The sequence below is a fragment of the Lutibacter sp. genome, from assembly GCF_013041805.1.
In the GTDB taxonomy this organism is placed as follows: Bacteria; Bacteroidota; Bacteroidia; order Flavobacteriales; family Flavobacteriaceae; genus Lutibacter.
This window is the reverse complement of sequence record NZ_JABDRI010000036.1, coordinates 1-21,335: the sequence shown is the minus strand read 5'-3', so window position 1 is coordinate 21,335 and position 21,335 is coordinate 1. Positions and strand designations below refer to the sequence as shown.

Here is a 21,335-nt window from a genome sequence, read left to right as displayed (position 1 = left end):
CAGCTTATGAAGGCAGATGAAATAAAGGAAATTAAGCAATTACTTGCTACACCACAAAATATTGTTATTGTACCACATAGAAACCCTGATGGAGATGCTATTGGATCGAGTTTGGCAATGTATCATTTTTTAAGAAATAAAGGTCATAACGCAACTGTAGTTACACCAAATGATTATCCTGAATTTTTGAAATGGCTTCCATCTTCTGAAGAGAGTTTTAAATTTGATATTCAAAATAGGCAATCTAAAAATTGTATTGATGAGGCCTCTATTATATTCTTGCTAGATTTTAATGCTTTGCATAGAGTTGGAAGTGACATGCAAGGCTATTTGGAAAATTATAAAGGCACCTTTGCTATGATTGACCATCATCAGCAGCCAGACGATATTGCAACTTATTTATATTCAGACACTTCAATTTGTTCAACGTGTCAAATGGTTTATCATTTTTTTGAAATGTTAGATGAAGTTGCCTCAATTAATGCAGATATCGCAACGTGCTTATATACCGGAATTATGACTGATACAGGTTCGTTTAGGTTTCCATCTACAACAAGTACAACCCATAGAATAATAGGAAATTTGATTGATAAAGGAGCTGATAATGCAAGAATTCATAATAATGTTTATGATACTAATTCTTATGGTAGGTTGCAACTTTTAGGATGCGCTTTAAGTAACTTAAAAGTAATTAACGAACTGAATACGGCTTATATAACCTTGAATCAGAAAGAATTAAATGAATTTAATTATCAAAAAGGAGATACCGAAGGTGTTGTAAATTATGCATTATCCTTAGAAGGAGTTATTTTTGCGGCTATTTTTATTGAAGATGTTGAGCAACAAATTATTAAAATTTCACTTCGATCTAAAGGAAGTTTTTCCGTCAACAAATTTTCTCGAGAACATTTTGATGGTGGCGGACACGATAATGCGGCAGGAGGTAAGTCTACAATGTCTTTAGAAGCAACTGTTAAAAAATTTAAAGATGTACTACCTAATTACAAAATAGCGTTATTGAATTCTTATGAAATATAGTTCTTTCCTTTTTATTGTTTTATTATCAATGCTATCTTGTAAAAATAATACAGCTCGTAAACCAGTTGTTCAAAAGACATCTTCTTTTCTAGAAGAATCAGTTTCATTTAATAAGGCCTTGATTTCAGAGGAAGAAGCAATTTTTAAAGAACTCATTCAATTAGATTCTTTAAATAGTTATGTGCAATCTGCACAAGGATTTTGGTATAAAGTTGAGCAAAAGGATTCACTAAGGTATTTACCAAAATTTGGCGATCAATTAAGTTATACCTATGAAGTGTATGCTATTGATTCCACAATTATTTACTCTTTTGAAGAAATAGGTGAAAAAACCTATTTTGTAGATCAGCAGGAAATAATAGAAGGGTTAAGAAATGGATTAAAGTTAATGAGTGAAGGAGATACTTATACTTTTTTATTTCCATCTCACAAAGTTTTCGGATATTTAGGCGATCAAAATAAAATTAAGATTAATCAACCATTAATTTATAAAGTTAAATTAAATAAAATAAAAAAGAAAAATGAAAGTAATTAAGTTTTTAGTAAGTGTTGTGTTTATATCAACAGTATTTTTATCATGTGATAATCAAGGGTTTACTCAAAAGTCATTAAACAATGAACTAGATACGGTAAGTTATTCGTTAGGATTAGATATGGCGTATAAGTTAAAAGGAAACTTTGATGATATTAATGTAGATTTATATATGCAAGGTGTAAAAAACGGAATGGATTCTACAAATATTTTAATTGAATCTAATAAAATTGACAGTATTCTAAGAACGTTTTTTCAGAAAAAACAGGTAGAAATGAGAGAGAAACAACAAGCAGAAGCATTGAAAAAGGCAGAAGCTGAGTTTGGTGAGGTAAAAGCTGAAGGAGAAAAATTTTTAGAAGAAAATAAATCTGCAAAAGGAGTTCAAGTTACTGAAAGTGGATTGCAATATGTTGTATTAAAAGAAGGTTCAGGAAATAAGCCAACTGCTATTTCAAAAGTCAAAGTGCACTACCACGGTACTTTGCTTGATGGAACTGTTTTTGATAGTTCTGTTGACAAAGGAACACCAGCTGAATTTGGCGTTAATATGGTAATTAAAGGTTGGACAGAAGGACTTCAACTAATGAAAGAAGGAGCAAAATACAAATTTTTTATCCCTCAAGAATTAGCATATGGTGCGAATCCTAGAAGAGGAGGTGAAATTAGGCCTTTTGATATGTTAATATTTGAGGTAGAATTATTAGAAATTGTAAAATAATTATGAGACTATTTAAATTATTCGCTTTAACTATATTAGTGAGCGCTATATCTTGTAAACCAACTAAATATGCTGATTTAGCAGATGGTTTATATGCAGATATGAAAACCAATAAAGGTGATATTCTTTTAAAATTAGAATTTGAAAAAACACCAGTTACTGTCGCTAATTTTGTGTCCTTAGCAGAGGGGACAAATGAACAAGTAGTTGATTCATTAAAAGGAAAACCTTATTACGATGGTTTAACCTTTCATAGAGTTTTAAAAGATTTTATGATTCAAGGAGGAGATCCGTTAGGGACTGGATCAGGAGGTCCAGGGTATAACTTTAAAGATGAATTTCCTACTGATGCCAATAAAGAACTAGTTTTAAAACACGATAGGGCAGGTGTGTTATCTATGGCAAATTCTGGTCCTACTACGAATGGAAGCCAGTTTTTTATTACTCATAAAGAGACTCCTTGGTTAGATGGTAAACATACTGTTTTTGGAAATGTTGTTAAAGGTCAATCTGTTGTGGACTCAATTGCTCAAAATGATACAATTGTGCATATTGAAATTATAAAACTTGGTAAACTAGCGAGAAAATTTAAAGCGGATAAAGAGTTTACTGAATATTTTGAAAATTTTGCTGAGGAGCAAAAAATGATTGAAGACAAAATTAAGATGGCACAAGAAAATTGTGTGATGAAAATTAACGAAAATTCTGATAAATTCATTGAGCTGTCTTCAGGTTTAAAATATGTAATTACTGAAACTAAAAATGGAGAACTTCCAGCAAAAGGAGCTGATGTAAAAGTAGCTTATGCAGGATATTTTACAGACGGTAAATTATTTGATACAAGTTATAAAGAAGTTGCAAAATTGTATCAGGTATATGATCATATACGTGATGATAAAGGGGGCTATGCACCGTTTACAACTCAATATGGCCCAGAAGCACGTTTAATTCCTGGCTTTAAGGAGGGCTTACAGCAAATGAAAATAGGAGATAAAGCAATGTTATTTATTCCTTCTCACTTAGGTTATGGAGCCCAAGGAGCAGGAGGTGTTATACCTCCAAATACCGATTTAATTTTTGAAATAGAATTGGTAGAACTTGCTAAAAAATAGTTTTAAAATTAGTATTCAATGATAGATTCATTAATTGAAAAAGATATTGAATTACTAATTTACTTAAATAATTTAGGAACTTTACAATGGGATAGCTTTTGGTTGTTTGTAACAAACAAATTTAGTGCTATCCCATTGTATTTAGTTCTACTATATGTTACATACAAGCAGTTTGGATTAAAGAAATTAGGCATAATTGTACTTTTTGCGCTAGTATTAATTTCCGTTTCTGATCAAACCAGTAATTTGTTTAAATATGGATTTCAAAGATTACGACCTTGTCATAATGAAGATCTCTCACATTTAATCAGGTTAGTTGGAAATCGTTGTGGAGGCTTGTATTCTTATTTTTCTGCACATGCGTCAAATTCAATGGGAATAGCATTATTTTTTGGCCTGTTGTTAAAAAATAGTTACAGATACGTATTTTATTTATTAGTAATTTGGGCAATTTTCGTTGCTTATAGTAGAATATATGTAGGTGTGCACTTTCCTTTAGATGTAATAACAGGAATGTTTTTCGGTATGTTATATGCTATTTTAAGTTATAAATTGGTAAAGTTTTTTTTAAAAAAAAGTTTATGATTTAGCTTCATAGATACTCTTGTTTAGCGGATTTAAGAATATTAAAAAGAAAATAACACCAAACGCTAATTCATATAATTCCCATTTTCTATCAGAAGGCATAAATACTAAAATCCCAGTACTTACTAAAAATGCTATGGTATGATGCCATTTTACAATAGGAACTGCAAATGTATTAGCTAAATTTCTTATCACGTCATATTTTCTATATAAAATTGGAGTAATTATTAAATAGATTACAAGAATAGCTGTTAATAGTTGGCTAAATATAATTTTATTTACTTTTTTACCATCAACAACCATATTATGAAGGTTAGTTTCACCTTGTGCATTATTTTCTAAAAAATATTCTGATGATTCAACATTAAAAATACGTTGTCCCCAAGAAATTTCTTCACCTGCTCCAAATAAAAATATAATAGCCAATAAGAAAACACCAACTTTCCAAAGCGTTTTTTTATGTTTAAAAAATTTAAAAAATCTAGTAAATAGGAGTATACTTGAACAAAAAAGTAAAAATGCTGTACCATATTCAGCAAAACCATCTTCTTTTGTATACACTTCATCAAAATATAACAAGTTTGTATTTGAATAGTAAATACCTAATCCAAATATGAGGATTAAAAATAGATAGGCTATTTTTTCAGTTCTTGAAAGTTGAATGTTTGTCATAACGCAAAAATACTACTTTTTTGAAACTAAATAAAACTGCCTGATTAATCTTTCTTTATTTTTAGATCCGACATTAAAATTATAGGTTTTTAATAATTTAAGTGTATAATGTTTTTTGAGTAGATGGTTTACCATTCCAACCTCATCATTTAACATTAATAATCCAAACTGTTTAGTTTCGGGAATATCTATTTCATCATTTTTATAAATATTTTTTATAACCCCCTTATAAATCCATATTATTTCAGGAGCAAGATTCCCAATGGAATATGTTTTTATACCATGTTCTTTCTCAAGTTCGTGTATGGTATTAATAGTGGTAAAATCAATATTTTTATTTAAACTTTTTGACATTGGAAGTCCTAAAGAAAGAGTTGCAACCATAAAAGCAATGGTTAAATAAAATACATTATTCATATTTTTTACATACAAGTTTCGTAAAATAAAACTTCCAATTAAAACTAAAGCTATTGATGTAAGTACATAACTTGTAAGATGCGATGAGATAGCATTTTTTAAAAATATATACACAGCAACTGGAAATAAAATTCCAACAAATGCAATAAGTCCAAAGTTAAAATAAACCGGATATGTTTCTTTTTTAGTAGTTAATTTTGAAAAATTAGCTATTAAATACTGAATATAAAAACCAATATTAATAGCTAATGGTATTAAAACAGGAACTAAATATCGTGCTTTTTTTTCTGGTATAATAGAGAGCAATATTACCGCGCTTATGGTCCACCAAAATGAAAACTTATAAACTTTTTTATGAGTAACTTTTTTTATAACGTAAGGGTATATTAAACTTATAAATGCTGGAATTGTCCATAATCCTGATTGCGTAAAGAAACTCCAATAATAATAAAAAGGTTTTACATTGTACATACTCCAATTTGTTGTTTCTACTGAAGCTATACGTAAAAATATTTCAGGATCCATCATTCTAACATAAATAAACCACCAAGATCCAATTATTAAAAATAAAATTATTAACAAGATGAATTGAAGTATTTTCTTATTGAAGTTTTGGTACTTAAAAACTATTCCAAAAGCAATTAAAAATGGTAAAAACACAGCGTATAAAGAAACAGGTCCTTTACTTAAAATTGAAAACCCTATAAAAATACCTGCAACTATTGCATTCTTCCATGAGTTGTGTTTTTCTTTAAAGAGCATAAATAAAAAATACAATCCGGCAAGTATAAAACCATGTGTAAAAATATCTACGGGAGCCTCATTTGTAATTGCAACAATATAAAACGAAGTCATTAAAATTAAGCTGTTCAAAAAGCTTTGTTTTTTAGAAAGTGTTAACTTTAAAGAAAAATAATACATAGAAACACTTATAAATAAGACCATAAGAGCAGCAGGCAAACGAAGAGCAAATAAATTGTTCAATCCAAATAACATTCCTGAAATAGCTGTTATCCAGGTAGGCAACGGAGGTTTGTGATATCTAGGCTCACCGTTTAACGTCGTTAATAGCCAATGATCGTTTAAAACCATTTCTCTTGCTGTAATAAAATTACGAGCTTCCATAATAGTTACATTTGGAACCTCTAATTGTATTAATAACATTAAAATAAATATAATAACTATTGTTGCTAAAGGATATTTTTCAAAAGTTTTAATCATGTTTTTTATTATTATTGCTTATAAATATAAATAGCTTTTTTATAATTCCTATCCAATTCTTTTAATCTTAGTATATTTTCAGAGTTAATATCCTTAATTTTTTTGTTCTGAATAATTATTAGAAACGAATTTTTAGATAAAATTAGCTGATTTAGTTCAACATTATCTTCAATAGTTTTAACATGGCCTTTACTATAAAATTGACTTGAATAACTTTTATTTCCCCAGTAATAAAAAGGAGTATTATTATTTAACGAATTTTCAATTAGATATTTATCAGAATTAATAAATAACTCCTTTTTGTTATTAATCGAAATTCCAATATAACATAATAATGCAAGAATGGGGAATATCAAACTACCAATAATTATTTTTCTCCTTTTTAAAACATCGTTCCACCAGTGTGTTATAAGTAATGTTAATGGAACCATTACCGGCATAATGTAAGGATGAATTAAACTTTTTGAAATTGTAAAAAACAATGGAGTCCAAAGTAACCATAAAAGTAAAAATAACACCCATTTATTTTTAAGTATACCAACTCTATTTTTCCATAGTTTAATAGCAAGAAGTTGAATCCAAGGGATTGCAAAAAGTAATAAAAAAATCCAGATCATTCCTAATGGTTGAGATTTTGGGAACCCATATTTGTCACCTTGCCAGTCCGAGCTTATAAATCGTTTAAAATGCTCGCCTACAATAAAATAATCAATAAATCCAGGTGTTTTTTGCTCAGCCAAATAATACCAAGGAATAGCAATTAAACTCGATACTAAAATTCCTATTATCCAAGGAAATGATTTCCATAAGTTTTTAAATTCTTTGGTTAAAATAAGCCAAATGAATATTGGAGGCCCCGTTAAAATAATAATGATTGGACCTTTAGCTAACAAACCTAATCCAACACCAACAAAAAATAAATATTTCCAGATTTTAGTATTTTTATTGTGCATTCCTTCCCAAAATGAAATCATTACCAGAGCAACACTAAATGCTAAAGCTGTATCAGTAGAAACTACTCCAGCATGAATTAAAAATTCTGGAATTGTTAATAGAATTACACCGGGAATAAAATAATCTAATCCTTTACGCTTCGCATATTTTCCAATTAAGAGAATCATGAAAATACTTAAAAGAAGATATGGAAATCTAGCAGCAAATTCATTCACTCCAAATACTTCAAAACTTAGTGCAGAAAGCCAAGTAGAAAGAGGAGGCTTTGCCCAAAATGGAATGCCATAATCTATTTGAGGTGTAATCCAATTATTGGTTTCAGCCATTATTCTCGCAATTTCTGCGTAACGCGCTTCTGTTTTATCCATTAAAGGAATTGCATAGTTTAAAAAGGCTCGAAATAAAATAAGTGCAACAGTAATTATGAAGTAAGGAGATGTTTTTTTTGAAAGCAACGTCATCTTAAATTTTATAGTTTAGTTAGCGATATGCTTTTTCTATTTGGTATAAATCTAACCAAAGTTTAAAAAAGTAGGTTATTTTCACTTTAGATTTATCATAATCAATCCAAGACTTTAACGGAACCTCTACGCAAACTTCAGGCATTTTTTCTATGCTGTATAGCTTTATAATGCGATGAAAGAGTTCAACATCAAAAAGCCATTTTGAAATAAATTTTTCTTTAAAAATAGTTTCAGAAAGTTCAGCGTTAAATATTTTACAACCACATTGTGTATCATAAACTCCAAGATTTAATTGTTTGGAAATAAAAGTTGCGATTACGCGCCCAATTAAAAAGCGATATCCTTTTCGCTGAATATTAGTATCTATTTTTTTAATTCTAGAGCCAAAAGCAAATACTTTTTTATCTTTTACTATGTGGCTAATTTCATAACACTCTTCTAATGTAGTCGCCAAATCAGCATCTAAATAGGCTATTTTTGTAAAGTTAAAAAGCTTATGACATTTTAAAAATCCAAATCTTACAGCTTCCGCTTTTCCAACATTTTTAGGTGTTGAAATTACTTCAACATTATAAGGATAGTTCGATTTAATTTCTTGAAGTAGTTCAATGGTATTATCGCTTGAACCGTCATTTACATAGCATAGTAAAATATTTTTCTGTAAATTTAAAAAGTCAAACATACGTTCTTTGTTCAACCTATTTTCTTCATTGTAACATGGAATTACAATGCATAACTCAAAAAGTTCTGTTATTAGTGGTTCTCTTTTGCTATTAGATGATTTGTTCAAATTAAAAAATTCAAGTTGTACAAATATATGTATAAAATAAGAAAGTTATTTTTCTAAATAACTTTCTTATTTTATTGATTTTTGATATTCTAAATTATTGCTTTTTTAAAATTAGTAAATTTCTAAAATAGATAACGGAGCCCATTAAATGTCCAACTAAAAGTACAGGGTCTTTTCTTAAAATAGCATAAGCTAAAATTAATATTGAGCCAATTAAACTTAATAGCCAAAATCCAAATGGAAGAGAGGATTCTTTATTTTTTTCAGAATAAATCCATTGATAAATAAAACGAAGTGTAAAAATTATTTGAGCAACACTTCCCAAAATTATGAGCCATAATGGAATGGCTTCATTTTTAAATAATTTCACCAAATCGTATGTGTTATTATTAAATGAATAAATTACTAATAATATAGGAAATACCCATAAAAACCAACGAATTGATTTTGGCGCTTTTTGCCATTCACCTTGTAATTGTAAATTTCTAATGTAGATAAAATATGTAAGTGCTTGCCCCAGCATAATAGCAAAGTCATCACGCAAATAACCGTAAACAAATAATAAAAAGGAGGCAAATAAGCTTAATTTCCAAAAAATAGAAGGTGTTAATACTTTTTTGCTTTTTTCAGATAAGACCCACTGTAATATTAACCTTCCAGAAAATAAAAGTTGTGCCAAAAATCCAACACTATAAATTATCCAGTTACTCATTCACTTTTTTTAGTAATTGCGTAATTAACGTATTTCTTTTTCATCCATAAATATGCAAAACAATCTAAAAGAGGGCCTAATAGTCTATTCCATAATCCATATTTAGCTTCTCCAGCAATTCTTGGAAAATGTTGTACCGGAATTTGCTTTATTTTTCCATTTTGCAATAATATCATGGCGGGTAAAAAACGATGTAATCCTTTAAACATTGGAATGTTTTTAGCAAATTCAGTTTTTATTACTTTTAGCGGACAACCGGTGTCATCCATTCCGTCGTTGGTAAAAGCTCGTCTAATGCCATTCGCAATAGTTGACGACATATTTTTTACAAAAGAATCTTTTCTATTCGACCTTACACCCGTAACTAAATCATATTCACCAATTTGAGCTAATAATAAGTTAAAATCTTCAGGAGCAGTTTGTAAATCAGAATCAATATAACCAACTAACTCGGTATCTGTATGTTTAAATCCAGCTGTAATTGCAGCACTTAATCCACAGTTTTGTTGAAACTGAATAAAAGTAAAGTCACTATTATTATTGCAAATTTCTTCAATTAATTGCTGACTATTATCTTTACTTCCATCATTTACAAATAGAATTTTGGTTTTTTTTGCTGCAATTTTAATATAGTTGGTTAATTCTTGCTCTACCCGTTTTAAATTGTCTTCTTCATTATAAACCGGAACAACAATCGTAAATTCGTAACTCATTATTTATTTGATAGTTTTAAGATTTCTACAGCAGCTTTAAAAGGGGTTGTTTTTAAGTTTTTTATATCCATAACATATTTTTTTAAACTTTCTTTCACTTCTTTTTTAGAATAGAAATTAAATTTAAGTTGCTGATTAATAGTTTCTAATAGCCAATATTTATTTTGGTTGTTTCGCTTTTCATCAAAAAAACCATTGGTTTTTGTTAAAGTTAGATAATCTTGAATAATATTGAAAACAACATCAATTCCTTCATTATAAAAAGCACTACAAGTAGTCACTTTTGGTTGCCAACCGTTTTCTTTTAACGGGTACAAATGTAATGCTTTTGAAAATTCTAATTTAGCGAGTTTAGCATTTTTTACATTCTCATTATCTGCCTTATTAATAACGATAGCATCCGCCATTTCAATAATTCCTCGCTTAATACCTTGTAACTCGTCACCAGCACCGGCAAGTTTCAGTAATAAAAAGAAATCAACCATAGAATGTACGGCAGTTTCACTTTGACCAACACCCACCGTTTCAATAAAAATAGTATCAAAACCAGCGGCTTCACATAAAATGATAGTTTCACGAGTTTTTTGAGCAACACCACCTAAACTATCTCCACTAGGGGAAGGTCGAATATATGCATTTTTGTCCTTTACCAATTCTTCCATTCTTGTTTTATCACCTAAAATACTTCCTTTGTTGATGGAACTGCTAGGGTCAATGGCAAGTACAGCTACTTTTTTACCTTTTTCAGTAAAGTATTTTCCAAAAGTTTCAATAAACGTACTTTTTCCAACACCGGGAACACCTGTAATTCCAATTCTGATGGATTTGTTAGCATAAGGCAAACATTGCTCTAAAATTAAAGTAGCTTTTATTTTATGTTTTGGGTTTGTACTTTCAACCAAGGTAATTGCTCTACTTAAAAAAGAAATATCACCGGCCAAAATATGTTTTACAAATTCTTCTGCTGAAGGTTGTTTTTTTCTTTGTAATTTAATTTTATTAATTGAAGCATCATTAGTAGTCGTAGGTTGCATAATTCCTTTAACTTCTTGCAAGGCGGATTCTAATGATTTTTTTTTAGTCATATTACAAACGCAATAATTATGGTAAATTTAAAATATTTATTTTGATAAAATGCAACACTTATAATATTGTTCTGTCAAATTGAAGAAATGTGGACAAGCAAAAAATAAAAATTAGATTTTTTAATACGGAGGTAACAAACACTTTATGAAGCTTATCTATTAACTACAAAATCCAATAGCGTTAAATTTTTCCATTAGGGATTTGTTTTTATCTTTACAACTTCAAAAACAAGCTAAATTTAATGGAATTATACAAAACAAATCAGCTAAAAATATACAATTCTTTAAGCAAGTCTAAAGAAGTTTTTAAACCAGTATTAGAAGGTAATGTTGGAATGTATGTTTGTGGTCCTACAGTTTATAGCAATGTGCATTTAGGAAATGTTAGGACTTTTATGTCTTTTGATTTAATTTTTCGTTATTTGAAGCATTTAGGATATAAAGTTAGATATGTTAGGAATATCACAGATGCAGGGCATTTAACTGATGATGATGCTGAAGATAAAATTTCTACGAAAGCTCGATTAGAAAAAATTGAGCCGATGGAGGTTGTGCAAAAATATACTGTTGATTTTCATACAATTCTTCAAAAATTAAATTTTTTACCTCCTAGTATTGAGCCAACAGCAACAGGCCATATTATTGAGCAAATTGAAATTATAAAAGATATTCTAGATAAAGGAATGGCCTACGAAATTAATGGTTCGGTTTATTTTGATGTTTTAAAATACAACGAAACAGAAAATTACGGAATTCTTTCTGGTAGAAATGTTGAAGATACTATTGAAAATACCCGTGTATTAGATGGGCAATCTGAAAAGAAAAACCCACAAGATTTTGCATTATGGAAAAAAGCAGATGAAAGTCATATCATGCGTTGGCCTTCACCGTGGAGTGATGGTTTTCCTGGTTGGCATTTAGAGTGTAGCGCAATGAGTACCAAATATCTAGGTAAAACTTTTGATATTCATGGTGGTGGAATGGATTTAAAATTCCCACATCATGAGTGTGAAATTGCACAGTCTAAAGTAAATAATCACGTAAATCCAGTTAATTATTGGATGCATGCAAATATGTTGATTTTGAATGGTCAAAAAATGTCAAAATCTACGGGAAATTATATTTTACCAAACGAAATATTTACAGGGGAAAATAGCATTTTAAGTAAACCATTCTCACCAAGCGCCACTCGTTTTTTTATGTTTCAAGCGAATTATAGAAGTATTTTAGATTTCACAAGTACTGGTTTGGAAGCCTCAGAAAAAGGATATATAAAGCTAATGGAAGCAATTCAGAAATTAAATAAAATTGAAACATCATCTTCATCATCAATAGATATTAAAGTTTGGAAGCAGAAATGTTATGATGCAATGAACGATGACTTTAATAGTCCTGTTTTGATTGCACAACTATTTGAAGCTGTAAAATTTGTGAATTTACTAATTGAGAATAAAGAAACATTAGTAGCCGAAGATCTAGAAGAGTTTAAACTGACAATCAATGAATTTGTATTTGATGTTTTAGGCTTGCAAGATGAAGAGCAAGAAGGTAGTTCAGATAAAATAAGTGGAGTAGTAGAGATGCTTATAAATATGAGAAAAGAGGCTCGTGATAATAAAGACTGGGCACTTTCAGATAAAATTAGGGATGAATTGGCAGCTTTAGGAATTCAATTAAAAGATGGAAAAGATGGAACGACTTTTTCAGTAAATTAAATTGAGAAGTATCACTAAAATATTAGCAATTCCTTTTATTTGGTTAGTACGCTTCTATCAAGCAGCTATTTCACCTTATACACCATCAAGTTGCAGATATTCTCCAACGTGTTCAAGTTATACCTTAGAAGCATTGCAAAAACACGGTTTTTTTAAAGGAGGAAAGCTTGCTATAAAGCGTATTGGAAGTTGTCACCCTTGGGGAGGAAGTGGTTATGATCCAGTGCCGGAGAAGGATGAAAAATCTAATGCTTCAAAAAATTAAATAAGTTAACTATAAAATTGTATTTTAGAAGTTTGATTTCAATAAAAGAAACGATTCACTATTCAAAAAATAAACACTATTAAAAATGATGTTACTTCAAATTGACTGGAACCCTTCACCAATATTATTTAAAATAGGCCCTGTTGCTATTCGTTATTATAGTTTAATGTTTGTAATTGCATTTATGCTAGGGTTACATCTAATGAAGAAAATATTTATTAATGAGAAAATCTCGTTAGAAAAACTAGATACCTTATTTATTTATGTTGTAGTTTCTACATTAATAGGGGCTAGGATAGGACATTTTTTGTTTTATGACCCACAATTTTTAATTGAAAAACCATTAGAAGTAATTTTGCCTTTTAGATTTTCTCCAAAATTTGAATTTACTGGCTTTGCAGGATTAGCAAGTCATGGTGCTGCGATTGGAATAACTATAGCAATGTATTTGTATAGTAAAAAAGTACTTAAAAAACCAATATTCTTTATTTTAGATAGAATTGTAGTACCTGTAGCAATAGGGGCTATGTTTGTTCGGTTAGGAAATTTAATGAATTCTGAAATTATTGGAAAGCCAACAAATTCTAATTTCGGTTTTGTATTTAAGCAATTAGGAGAAGATTTTCCTCGTCATCCAGCTCAATTGTATGAAGCGATTAGTTATTTAGCAATTTTTGTAATTCTTTGGTTTGTATATTGGAAAACAACCAAAAAAGAAAAGCAAGGCTTTCTTTTTGGACTATTTTTTGTGTTGTTATGGTCGGTTAGATTTGTAGTTGAATTTTTTAAGGAAGCCCAGGTTGAAGGTCGTGAAGATTGGATTTTAGGACTTAATACCGGTCAAGTTTTAAGTATTCCTCTAATTTTAGTTGGTTTGTACTTTATGTTTCGTAAAGTAAAAGCTTAATTATTAAGGGTGTTAGACTTATTTTTTGAAAATAAAGTATTTGAAAAATTAGATTTTTCTGTCGAGAACTTTCCTAAGGCAGAATATGACAATTGCACTTTTATTAATTGTAATTTTTCTAACTCAAATTTATCAAACTATGCATTTATTGAATGCGAATTTGATGCGTGCGATTTAAGTTTAACCAAAGTTAAAAATACTGCATTTAAAGATGTTAACTTTAAGGACTGTAAATTACTAGGGATACACTTTTTTGAATGTGATGATTTTTTATTATCATTCAATTTTCAAGGGTGTGACCTAAATTTAGGATCATTTTATAGCTTACCACTCAAGGCTACAAAATTTAATAACTCAAAATTAATTGAAGTGGATTTTACTGAAGCGAATTTAACTGGTGCAATATTTAATAATTGCGATTTAGTTGGAGCTATTTTTGAAAATTCAGTTCTGGAAAAAGCTGATTTTAGAACTTCATATAATTATAATATACATCCAGAAACAAATAATATTAAAAAAGCTAAATTTTCACTTCAAGGTCTACCAGGGCTATTAAGTAATTATAATATTGAAATAGAAACATAAAAATATGTTTAGCAAATTATTATAGGTCTTATACAATATTAATCCCTTGAAAATAAGAGTAGTAATATCTCAAAGTTTTTTTATCTTTAAAACTTAATTAAAACTTTTTTTATGAAAATAAATCTACCTTTAATAGCTTTATTGTGTTTTACAGTAACTATTGCAACTTCTCAAAACAAAATACCTAAGAAAAAACAAGCTATAATTACTTCAGTTGAAAAGCACAAAGCTGATTTAATAAAAATTAGTGATGAAATTTGGTCGTTGGCTGAAACTGCATTTGAGGAAAATCAATCTTCACAATTATTAGCTGATTATGCTGAGGAACAAGGCTTTATGGTTCAACGTGGTGTTGCTGAAATTCCAACTGCTTTTGTTGCTACTTATGGCTCAGGAAAACCAGTAATCAGTGTGCTTGGAGAGTTTGATGCCTTACCAGGTTTATCACAAAAAGCTGAATCATCTAAGAATCCTATTGATGTTGGAGAACCAGGACATGGTTGTGGACATAATTTATTTGGATCTGCAAGTTTGGGGGCTGCAATTGCAATTAAAGAATTGATTAAAAGTGGTAAAATTAAAGGTACTGTAAAGTTTTTTGGAACACCAAGTGAAGAAAAATATTTTGGTAAAATATGGATGGTACGTGCTGGACTTTGGGATGATGTTGATGTAAATATTAGTTGGCACCCAGCTGATGAAATTAAAGCAGATGTACAAAGTTCTTTGGCATTGGTAGATTTTAAAATTGAGTTTTTTGGTCAGGCTGCTCATGCATCTGCTGATCCTTGGAATGGCAGAAGTGCGTCTGATGCATTAGAGTTATATACCACAGGTATTAACTATTATAGAGAACATGTGAAACCTACTGTGAGAATGCATTACCATATACAAGATGGGGGACAAGTTGTGAATGTAGTTCCCGATTATTCAAGACTTTGGATGCGAGTTAGAGATACCAAACGATCTGGAATGATGCCTGTGTATGAACAAGCTGTAAAAATGGCTGAAGGAGCAGCAATTATGGCTAACGTAGATTATAAAGTATCATTAATATCTGGTATATATGAAGTTTTAGTGAATAGAGAAGGGGGGAAAATAATGCAAAATAACTTAGAGTTATTAGGTTCAATAAAGTATACTGAAGAGGAAATTTCATTTGGAAAGAAGATTCAAGAAGCTACGGGTAAAGCTGAAGTAGGAATGGATAGTACTATAAAGCCTTTATTGGAAACGAAAGATCACCCTGGAGGAGGATCAACTGATGTGGGAGATGTGAGTTGGAATGTTGCTAATATAAATTTAGGTGTAACAACAGCTCCAAAAGATACTCCTTGGCATTCGTGGGCTGTGGTAGCTTGTGGAGGTATGAGTATTGGACATAAAGGAATGACATATGCTTCAAAAGCCATGGCTATGACAATGCTTGATTTATTTGAAAATCCTGAATTAGTTAAAAAAGTTAAAGCAGAATATATACAAAGAAAAGGCGATGAAGTTTATAAAGCTTTTGTTCCTGATGGGCCGCCACCAATTCATGTAAATTAGTAAACTTTGTATAATAATGCTAAAAAAAACCATCAATATATTGATGGTTTTTTTATTAGTTTATCCTTTAATTTGTTCTCGTTTAAACTTATCGAATTTAGTTTCTTTATTTTTTGGCCAGCTGTTATTACTCAAATCAACATCTGCTGTTTCCTCATCTGGGTCAACAGTGATATTTTTAATAACCTTGCTTGATGGAAATACTTTAGTCACTTCCTTATCATTCAATCTCCAAATTTGTGCAGGATATTGTTTACGTTCTTTGGTACCATCTTCATATTCAAATTCAACAATAATAGGCATTACCAAATCTCCAGGTTTTTCAAATTTTAATTCATAAAAATATTTTGGAGCTTTCAATTCATTTTTTTCTTCAGAAGAAAAATTAGAATCAATATAATCACTTAACAGACTATAATCTTCAGCTTTTTTATTTTGTAATTCATCGCTGAACTCCTCACTATCTTCAGAAACTAAATATAATGAAGGAGGTAATTCATCTACTGTAATTCCATATCGTTTCGCCATATTTTCAGCTCTTTCGGTAGGTTTATCAGTTACATAATATTTTTTCACTTCTTTAATACCAATATCATTGGTTCCAGTTGTATAAAACCAACCTCTCCAAAACCAATCTAAATCCATAGCTGATGCATCTTCCATACTTCTGAAGAAATCGGCTGGTGTTGGGTGCTTAAATTTCCATCTTTTAGCATAAGTTTTGAAGGCAAAATCAAATAACTCTGGTCCCATGATTGTGTTTCTAAGCATCCATAAACCAGTAGCTGGTTTTGCATAAGCATTTGACCCAAAATTGTAAATGTGATCACCTTGTGTCATTATAGGTGTTAATTTTGATTGATCACCTTTCATATAAGGAACAATATTTTTTGGTAAACCTCTATTTAGTGGGTATCCTTCTTCATAATCCATCATTGCTAACATTTGAACAAACGAATTCAAGCCTTCATCCATCCACGTCCATTGACGCTCATCAGAATTTATAATCATAGGGAAAAAGTTGTGTCCAACTTCGTGAATAGTTACTCCAATCATTCTGTATTTTGTTCTGTCAGAATAGGTTCCATCAGGATTTGGTCTTCCTGGATTAAAACAAATTTGTGGATACTCCATTCCCATTTGCCCATCTACTGAAATTGCTTTATGGTAAGGATAATCAAACGTAGCTCTAGAATAGGTAATTAAAGTTTGCGCTACAGCTCTTGTAGAATGATCTCCGTATAATGGATTCGCCTCTTTTGAATAATACGAATATGCCATAACGGTTCTACCGTTAATATCAACGGCCATTGCATCCCAAATAAATTTTCTAGAAGTTGCAAACGCATAGTCTCTAACATTTTCAGCAAAAAATTTCCAAGTCTTTGTTTTTTTAGATTTCTCTTGTTCAGCTTTTATTGCTTCATCTTGCGTTACAATAATTACTGGATTGTCAAAATTAGTTCTAGCTTCAGCTAATCTCTTTTGCTGCGCCTTAGTCAGCACTTCTTTTTCGTTTTGAAGTACTCCAGTTGCACCCAAAACGTGGTCAGCAGGTGTTGTTATAGAAACCTCATAATCTCCAAACTCTAGGGCGAATTCACTTCTTCCCCAAAATTGTAAATTCTGCCATCCATCTACATTGTCATATACACAAAGTCTTGGGAAAAACTGAGCAATAACGTAGCTATTATTTCCATCAACTGGAAAATGTTCAAAACCAGATCGACCTCCTTGTGTTACGTGGTTATTTATATTGTACCACCATTTAATTTTAAATGAGTGCGATTCTCCTGAAGCCAAAGGCTTCTCTAAATTTAGTCGCATCATTGTTTTATTTATAAGATAGGAAGCATCAGAATCATCCATATTTTTTACATATTCAATTTTGAAACCACCATCAAAATGATCTTCGATAAATGTTTTTGAAAATTGAGATGGTGAGTACAAAACATTTGCTCCATCACCTTGAATATCTGGTCTTTCCGAATCTGCAGCACGCATATTTTGATCTAATTGAAGCCATAAATATTCTAAATTATCTTTAGAGTTATTATGGTAAGTAATGGTTTCCTCACCGTAAATACGTTGATTTTCATCATCTAAAATTAAATCAATTTTATAATCAACTTTTTGCTGGGTATATTCATACCCTGGAGCACCTGATGCCGTATGTTGTGAATTTGGCGTTGGTAATTCTTCTTTTAACTGCTTGAATTTACTTATATTATAATGACCTTTTTGTTCTGTTTCTTGAGCATACGTTAGTGTTGTAACTAGAAGTAATGCTAAAATTTTGAAAACTACTTTATGCATAAATGATTATTTTAATTTTAGGTTCCTAAATTAGGAAATTTAATTTAATACAAAAGCCACTTTTTAAGTGGCCTTTATAATTATCCTTTAATTTGTTCTCTTTTAAATTTATCGAACTTTGTTTCTTTATTTTTTGGCCAGCTATTATTGCTTAAATCAACATCTGCTGTTTGCTCATCTGGATCAACTGTAATATTTTTAATTGCTTTACTTGAAGGGAATACTTTGGTAACTTCTTTATCATTCAATCTCCATATTTGTGCAGGATATTGTTTACGCTCTTTCGTACCATCTTCATATTCAAATTCAACAATAATTGGCATTACTAAATCTCCAGGTTTTTCAAATTTTAATTCATAGAAATATTTAGGTGCCTTTAAATTACTTTTTTCTTCTGAAGAAAAATTTTGATCAATATAATCACTTAGTAAATTAAAATCTTCCGCTTTTTTATTTTTTAGCTCATCGTTAAACTCTTCACTGTCCTCAGAAACTAAATATAAAGAAGGAGGTAGTTGATCTACCGTTATTCCATAAGCCTTCGCCATATTTTCGGCTCTTTTTGTTGGCTTATCAGTTACATAATATTTTTTTACTTCTTTAATACCAATATCATTGTTTCCGGTGGTATAAAACCAACCTCTCCAAAACCAATCTAAATCCATGGCAGATGCATCTTCCATACTTCTAAAAAAATCGGCTGGAGTTGGGTGTTTAAATTTCCATCGCTTTGAATAAGTTTTAAATGCGTGGTCAAATAATTCAGGCCCCATAATTGTTTGGCGGAGTATAAATAATCCTGCTGCAGGTTTTGCATAGGCATTCGATCCAAAATTTTTAATATTATCACCTTGAGTCATTATTGGCGTTAAATTACTTTGGTCACCTTTCATGTACCTTACAATATTTTTAGGGTATTTTTCCATTGGAAATAATTCAGAATCATATTTATATTCTGCTAAAATTTCTACAAAAGAGTTAATTCCTTCATCCATCCAAGTCCATTGTCGTTCATCAGAATTTACAATCATTGGGAAAAAGTTATGCCCAACCTCATGAGTTATAACACCAATCATTCCTTTTTTTGTTCTTTCAGAATATTTACCTTCAGCATTTGGTCTTCCGAAATTCCAGCATATCATTGGGTATTCCATTCCTTGACGTCTAGCGTTTACTGAAGTAGCTTGTGGATAAGGATAATCAAAAGTTTGTTCTGAATATATCTTTAATGTATTCGCTACAACTCGTGTTGAATGTTTTTCCCAAAGAGGATTTCCTTCTTTTGGAAATAATGAATAAGCCATTACAGTTTTACCATTGATATCAACAGCCATCGCGTCCCACAACAATTTTCTTGAAGATGTAAATGCAAAATCTCGAACATTTTCAGCGTAAAGTTTCCAAGTTTTAGTTCCTTTAACTTTTCCTTTTTCAGTTTCTAAAGCTTCTTCAGGCGTTACAATATACATTGGGTTATCAAAAGTTTGTTGTGCTTGAACATATCTTTTGTATTGTTGTTTTGAAAGAACTTCTTTTGGGTTTTGAATTACTCCTGTCCCATTTAAAATATGATCTTTTGGAGTCGTAATTGAAACTTCATAATTACCAAATTCAAGAGCAAATTCACTTCTTCCCCAAAATTGCATATTTTGCCATCCCTCAACATTGTTATACACTGCTAATCTTGGGAAAAACTGCGCAATAATATATAAGTTATTGCCGTCAGGTAAAGGTTCATAACCTGAGCGTCCTCTATCTGCAGTGTAATCATTTATATTATACCACCATTTAATATCAAAAACAAAAGTTTCTCCTGAAGCAATAGGTTTAGGTAAATTAATACGCATCATTGTATTATTGATCATATAATCAATTGCATTACCATTTGAATCTAGGATGTGCTCTATATTAAAACCACCTTGAAATGGTTTTCCCATAAAGGATTTTGTGAATTTTGAAGGAGAATATAGCGCATCTGGACCTCCTCCTTTAATATCTTCAGTTTGAGAATTTGGGGCTCTCATATTTTGATCTAATTGAATCCATAAATAATCTAATTGATCTTTTGAATTATTATGATATGTAATTGTTTCTTCACCATAAAGTTTTTGTGTATCGTCATCTAAAATTAGATCCATTTTATAATCAACTTGCTGATGTGTATATTCATATCCTGGAGCACCAGATGCAGTATGCTGCTTATTTGGTGTTGGAAGTTCTTGCTTTAATTGCTTAAATTTACTAATGTTTAAATGGCCAGCTTGCCTTTCATTATTTTGTGAATTTTCTTGGGCATAAAATGAACTTGACAAAAACACTATAGATAGTGCAAATAATAGATTTTTCTTCATGGTAAGTGATTTATAAAAATAAAAGTCGAAAAATAAATATTTTCATTAATTATATGTGTAAGAATTTAAAATTTTAACAAACCTTTATCATTATTCTTTTTTAAATAAAATGTTTTGTGTGTTTCGTTTGCGTGTATTTTAATAATATTTTGTTGATCTTCAAAATCTCTAAATAGATTAGTATTCAAAACTTCAATGGATTTAATTGCATTTATATTACTTATTTCTAAGTAAAAACGAACTATGTCATCATCATATTCTTTACCAATATATTCGTATAATTTTTGCTGACCGTTTATGTTTATTTTAAAGTGTTCATTTAAATACTTTTTAAAATAAGAATCAATAGAATCTACCTCTGTTTTCGTGTCAATATTTAATCGAGTGTTATAGTCTTTATTCAGAGTAAACTCAATATCATCAATAAAAATTCCTAGAGTTATTTGAACTGCTTGTTGTTCTTTAATGTATTCAATTTCGCAAAGACTTATGTAGTATTTATGTAATGTAAATGAAACTAACGGGATTAATAAAAGTAGTAAGAGATATTTTTTAAAATTCATTTTTATCTATTTGAAATAGCTAATAAACAAAAAGCATTCCAAAAAACAATGTAGACCGTTCTATAAATA

Annotated in this window: 20 protein-coding genes; 10 read left to right on the top strand and 10 right to left on the bottom strand. The window is 30.1% G+C overall.

The window, feature by feature from the left end:
* Window positions 1-6 precede the first annotated feature (6 nt).
* The 5 genes from HKP59_RS05155 to HKP59_RS05135 are packed head-to-tail and all read left to right on the top strand — an operon-like array spanning window position 7 to window position 3,988.
* Complete coding sequence (locus HKP59_RS05155; RefSeq protein WP_291804180.1) at window positions 7-1,038, top strand: bifunctional oligoribonuclease/PAP phosphatase NrnA; 1,032 nt, start codon at window positions 7-9, stop codon at window positions 1,036-1,038.
* Window positions 1,028-1,573, top strand: a complete 546-nt coding sequence (gene gldI / locus HKP59_RS05150; protein ID WP_291804178.1) for a gliding motility-associated peptidyl-prolyl isomerase GldI — start codon at window positions 1,028-1,030, stop codon at window positions 1,571-1,573. The genes HKP59_RS05155 and gldI overlap by 11 nt, the downstream gene beginning before the upstream one ends.
* Complete coding sequence (locus tag HKP59_RS05145) at window positions 1,560-2,291, top strand: FKBP-type peptidyl-prolyl cis-trans isomerase (RefSeq protein WP_291804175.1); 732 nt, start codon at window positions 1,560-1,562, stop codon at window positions 2,289-2,291. Before gldI ends, HKP59_RS05145 begins: the two co-directional genes overlap by 14 nt.
* Window positions 2,292-2,293: 2 nt before the next feature.
* Window positions 2,294-3,403 (top strand): peptidylprolyl isomerase, encoded by a 1,110-nt coding sequence (locus HKP59_RS05140; protein WP_291804174.1) that lies wholly within the window; start codon window positions 2,294-2,296, stop codon window positions 3,401-3,403.
* A gap of 18 nt (window positions 3,404-3,421) precedes the next feature.
* Window positions 3,422-3,988 (top strand): phosphatase PAP2 family protein, encoded by a 567-nt coding sequence (locus tag HKP59_RS05135; protein WP_291804172.1) that lies wholly within the window; start codon window positions 3,422-3,424, stop codon window positions 3,986-3,988.
* On the opposite strand, the gene HKP59_RS05130 is transcribed toward HKP59_RS05135, so the two are convergent.
* From HKP59_RS05130 to meaB, 7 genes are all read right to left on the bottom strand, one after another.
* On the bottom strand, window positions 3,983-4,660 hold the full coding sequence (locus HKP59_RS05130) for a hypothetical protein (RefSeq protein WP_291804170.1): 678 nt from the start codon (window positions 4,658-4,660) through the stop codon (window positions 3,983-3,985). The genes HKP59_RS05135 and HKP59_RS05130 overlap by 6 nt on opposite strands.
* 12 nt (window positions 4,661-4,672) lie before the next feature.
* Complete coding sequence (locus HKP59_RS05125) at window positions 4,673-6,298, bottom strand: glycosyltransferase family 39 protein (protein WP_291804167.1); 1,626 nt, start codon at window positions 6,296-6,298, stop codon at window positions 4,673-4,675.
* 11 nt (window positions 6,299-6,309) lie between these two features.
* Window positions 6,310-7,620, bottom strand: coding sequence for a glycosyltransferase family 39 protein (locus HKP59_RS05120; protein WP_291804165.1), 1,311 nt, complete (start codon window positions 7,618-7,620; stop codon window positions 6,310-6,312).
* A 112-nt stretch (window positions 7,621-7,732) separates the two neighbouring features.
* Window positions 7,733-8,506, bottom strand: a complete 774-nt coding sequence (locus HKP59_RS05115) for a glycosyltransferase (protein ID WP_291804162.1) — start codon at window positions 8,504-8,506, stop codon at window positions 7,733-7,735.
* A 94-nt stretch (window positions 8,507-8,600) separates the two neighbouring features.
* Window positions 8,601-9,218 (bottom strand): lipid-A-disaccharide synthase N-terminal domain-containing protein, encoded by a 618-nt coding sequence (locus tag HKP59_RS05110; protein ID WP_291804159.1) that lies wholly within the window; start codon window positions 9,216-9,218, stop codon window positions 8,601-8,603.
* Window positions 9,215-9,931 carry a glycosyltransferase family 2 protein gene (locus HKP59_RS05105; RefSeq protein ID WP_291804157.1) on the bottom strand — a complete coding sequence of 239 codons (717 nt, stop codon included), beginning with the start codon at window positions 9,929-9,931 and terminating at the stop codon, window positions 9,215-9,217. The genes HKP59_RS05110 and HKP59_RS05105 overlap by 4 nt, the downstream gene beginning before the upstream one ends.
* Window positions 9,931-11,016, bottom strand: coding sequence for a methylmalonyl Co-A mutase-associated GTPase MeaB (gene meaB, locus HKP59_RS05100; protein WP_291804155.1), 1,086 nt, complete (start codon window positions 11,014-11,016; stop codon window positions 9,931-9,933). The genes HKP59_RS05105 and meaB overlap by 1 nt, the downstream gene beginning before the upstream one ends.
* Before the next feature lie 242 nt (window positions 11,017-11,258).
* Here meaB and cysS point away from each other — a divergent pair, with 242 nt between their 5' ends.
* The 5 genes from cysS to HKP59_RS05075 all read left to right on the top strand — a co-directional run bounded on the left by cysS (window position 11,259) and on the right by HKP59_RS05075 (window position 16,036).
* Window positions 11,259-12,731, top strand: coding sequence for a cysteine--tRNA ligase (gene cysS / locus HKP59_RS05095; RefSeq protein ID WP_291804152.1), 1,473 nt, complete (start codon window positions 11,259-11,261; stop codon window positions 12,729-12,731).
* Between the two features lie 10 nt (window positions 12,732-12,741).
* Window positions 12,742-12,996, top strand: coding sequence for a membrane protein insertion efficiency factor YidD (yidD, locus tag HKP59_RS05090; protein ID WP_291804381.1), 255 nt, complete (start codon window positions 12,742-12,744; stop codon window positions 12,994-12,996).
* 85 nt (window positions 12,997-13,081) lie between these two features.
* Window positions 13,082-13,903, top strand: coding sequence for a prolipoprotein diacylglyceryl transferase (gene lgt / locus HKP59_RS05085; protein ID WP_291804149.1), 822 nt, complete (start codon window positions 13,082-13,084; stop codon window positions 13,901-13,903).
* 9 nt (window positions 13,904-13,912) lie between these two features.
* Window positions 13,913-14,488: a pentapeptide repeat-containing protein gene (locus HKP59_RS05080; protein ID WP_291804146.1), complete on the top strand. Its 576-nt coding sequence runs from the start codon at window positions 13,913-13,915 to the stop codon at window positions 14,486-14,488.
* Window positions 14,489-14,599: 111 nt separating this feature from the next.
* Window positions 14,600-16,036, top strand: coding sequence for an amidohydrolase (locus HKP59_RS05075; RefSeq protein ID WP_291804143.1), 1,437 nt, complete (start codon window positions 14,600-14,602; stop codon window positions 16,034-16,036).
* A gap of 60 nt (window positions 16,037-16,096) precedes the next feature.
* On the opposite strand, the gene HKP59_RS05070 is transcribed toward HKP59_RS05075, so the two are convergent.
* The 3 genes from HKP59_RS05070 to HKP59_RS05060 all read right to left on the bottom strand — a co-directional run bounded on the left by HKP59_RS05070 (window position 16,097) and on the right by HKP59_RS05060 (window position 21,266).
* A complete protein-coding gene (locus tag HKP59_RS05070; RefSeq protein ID WP_291804141.1) occupies window positions 16,097-18,352 on the bottom strand; it encodes a M1 family metallopeptidase in 2,256 nt (751 codons plus the stop codon).
* 80 nt (window positions 18,353-18,432) lie between these two features.
* Window positions 18,433-20,703, bottom strand: coding sequence for a M1 family metallopeptidase (locus tag HKP59_RS05065; protein WP_291804138.1), 2,271 nt, complete (start codon window positions 20,701-20,703; stop codon window positions 18,433-18,435).
* Window positions 20,704-20,768: 65 nt separating this feature from the next.
* Window positions 20,769-21,266 (bottom strand): DUF6702 family protein, encoded by a 498-nt coding sequence (locus HKP59_RS05060; protein WP_291804135.1) that lies wholly within the window; start codon window positions 21,264-21,266, stop codon window positions 20,769-20,771.
* Window positions 21,267-21,335 lie beyond the last annotated feature (69 nt).

Coding starts and splice junctions, on each gene's coding strand:
- HKP59_RS05155 (WP_291804180.1), top strand. CDS start 7: ATGAAGGCAGATGAAATAAAGGAAATTAAGCAATTACTTGCTACACCA.
- gldI (WP_291804178.1), top strand. CDS start 1,028: ATGAAATATAGTTCTTTCCTTTTTATTGTTTTATTATCAATGCTATCT.
- HKP59_RS05145 (WP_291804175.1), top strand. CDS start 1,560: ATGAAAGTAATTAAGTTTTTAGTAAGTGTTGTGTTTATATCAACAGTA.
- HKP59_RS05140 (WP_291804174.1), top strand. CDS start 2,294: ATGAGACTATTTAAATTATTCGCTTTAACTATATTAGTGAGCGCTATA.
- HKP59_RS05135 (WP_291804172.1), top strand. CDS start 3,422: ATGATAGATTCATTAATTGAAAAAGATATTGAATTACTAATTTACTTA.
- HKP59_RS05130 (WP_291804170.1), bottom strand. CDS start 4,660: ATGACAAACATTCAACTTTCAAGAACTGAAAAAATAGCCTATCTATTT.
- HKP59_RS05125 (WP_291804167.1), bottom strand. CDS start 6,298: ATGATTAAAACTTTTGAAAAATATCCTTTAGCAACAATAGTTATTATA.
- HKP59_RS05120 (WP_291804165.1), bottom strand. CDS start 7,620: ATGGATAAAACAGAAGCGCGTTACGCAGAAATTGCGAGAATAATGGCT.
- HKP59_RS05110 (WP_291804159.1), bottom strand. CDS start 9,218: ATGAGTAACTGGATAATTTATAGTGTTGGATTTTTGGCACAACTTTTA.
- HKP59_RS05105 (WP_291804157.1), bottom strand. CDS start 9,931: ATGAGTTACGAATTTACGATTGTTGTTCCGGTTTATAATGAAGAAGAC.
- meaB (WP_291804155.1), bottom strand. CDS start 11,016: ATGACTAAAAAAAAATCATTAGAATCCGCCTTGCAAGAAGTTAAAGGA.
- cysS (WP_291804152.1), top strand. CDS start 11,259: ATGGAATTATACAAAACAAATCAGCTAAAAATATACAATTCTTTAAGC.
- lgt (WP_291804149.1), top strand. CDS start 13,082: ATGATGTTACTTCAAATTGACTGGAACCCTTCACCAATATTATTTAAA.
- HKP59_RS05075 (WP_291804143.1), top strand. CDS start 14,600: ATGAAAATAAATCTACCTTTAATAGCTTTATTGTGTTTTACAGTAACT.
- HKP59_RS05070 (WP_291804141.1), bottom strand. CDS start 18,352: ATGCATAAAGTAGTTTTCAAAATTTTAGCATTACTTCTAGTTACAACA.
- HKP59_RS05065 (WP_291804138.1), bottom strand. CDS start 20,703: ATGAAGAAAAATCTATTATTTGCACTATCTATAGTGTTTTTGTCAAGT.
- HKP59_RS05060 (WP_291804135.1), bottom strand. CDS start 21,266: ATGAATTTTAAAAAATATCTCTTACTACTTTTATTAATCCCGTTAGTT.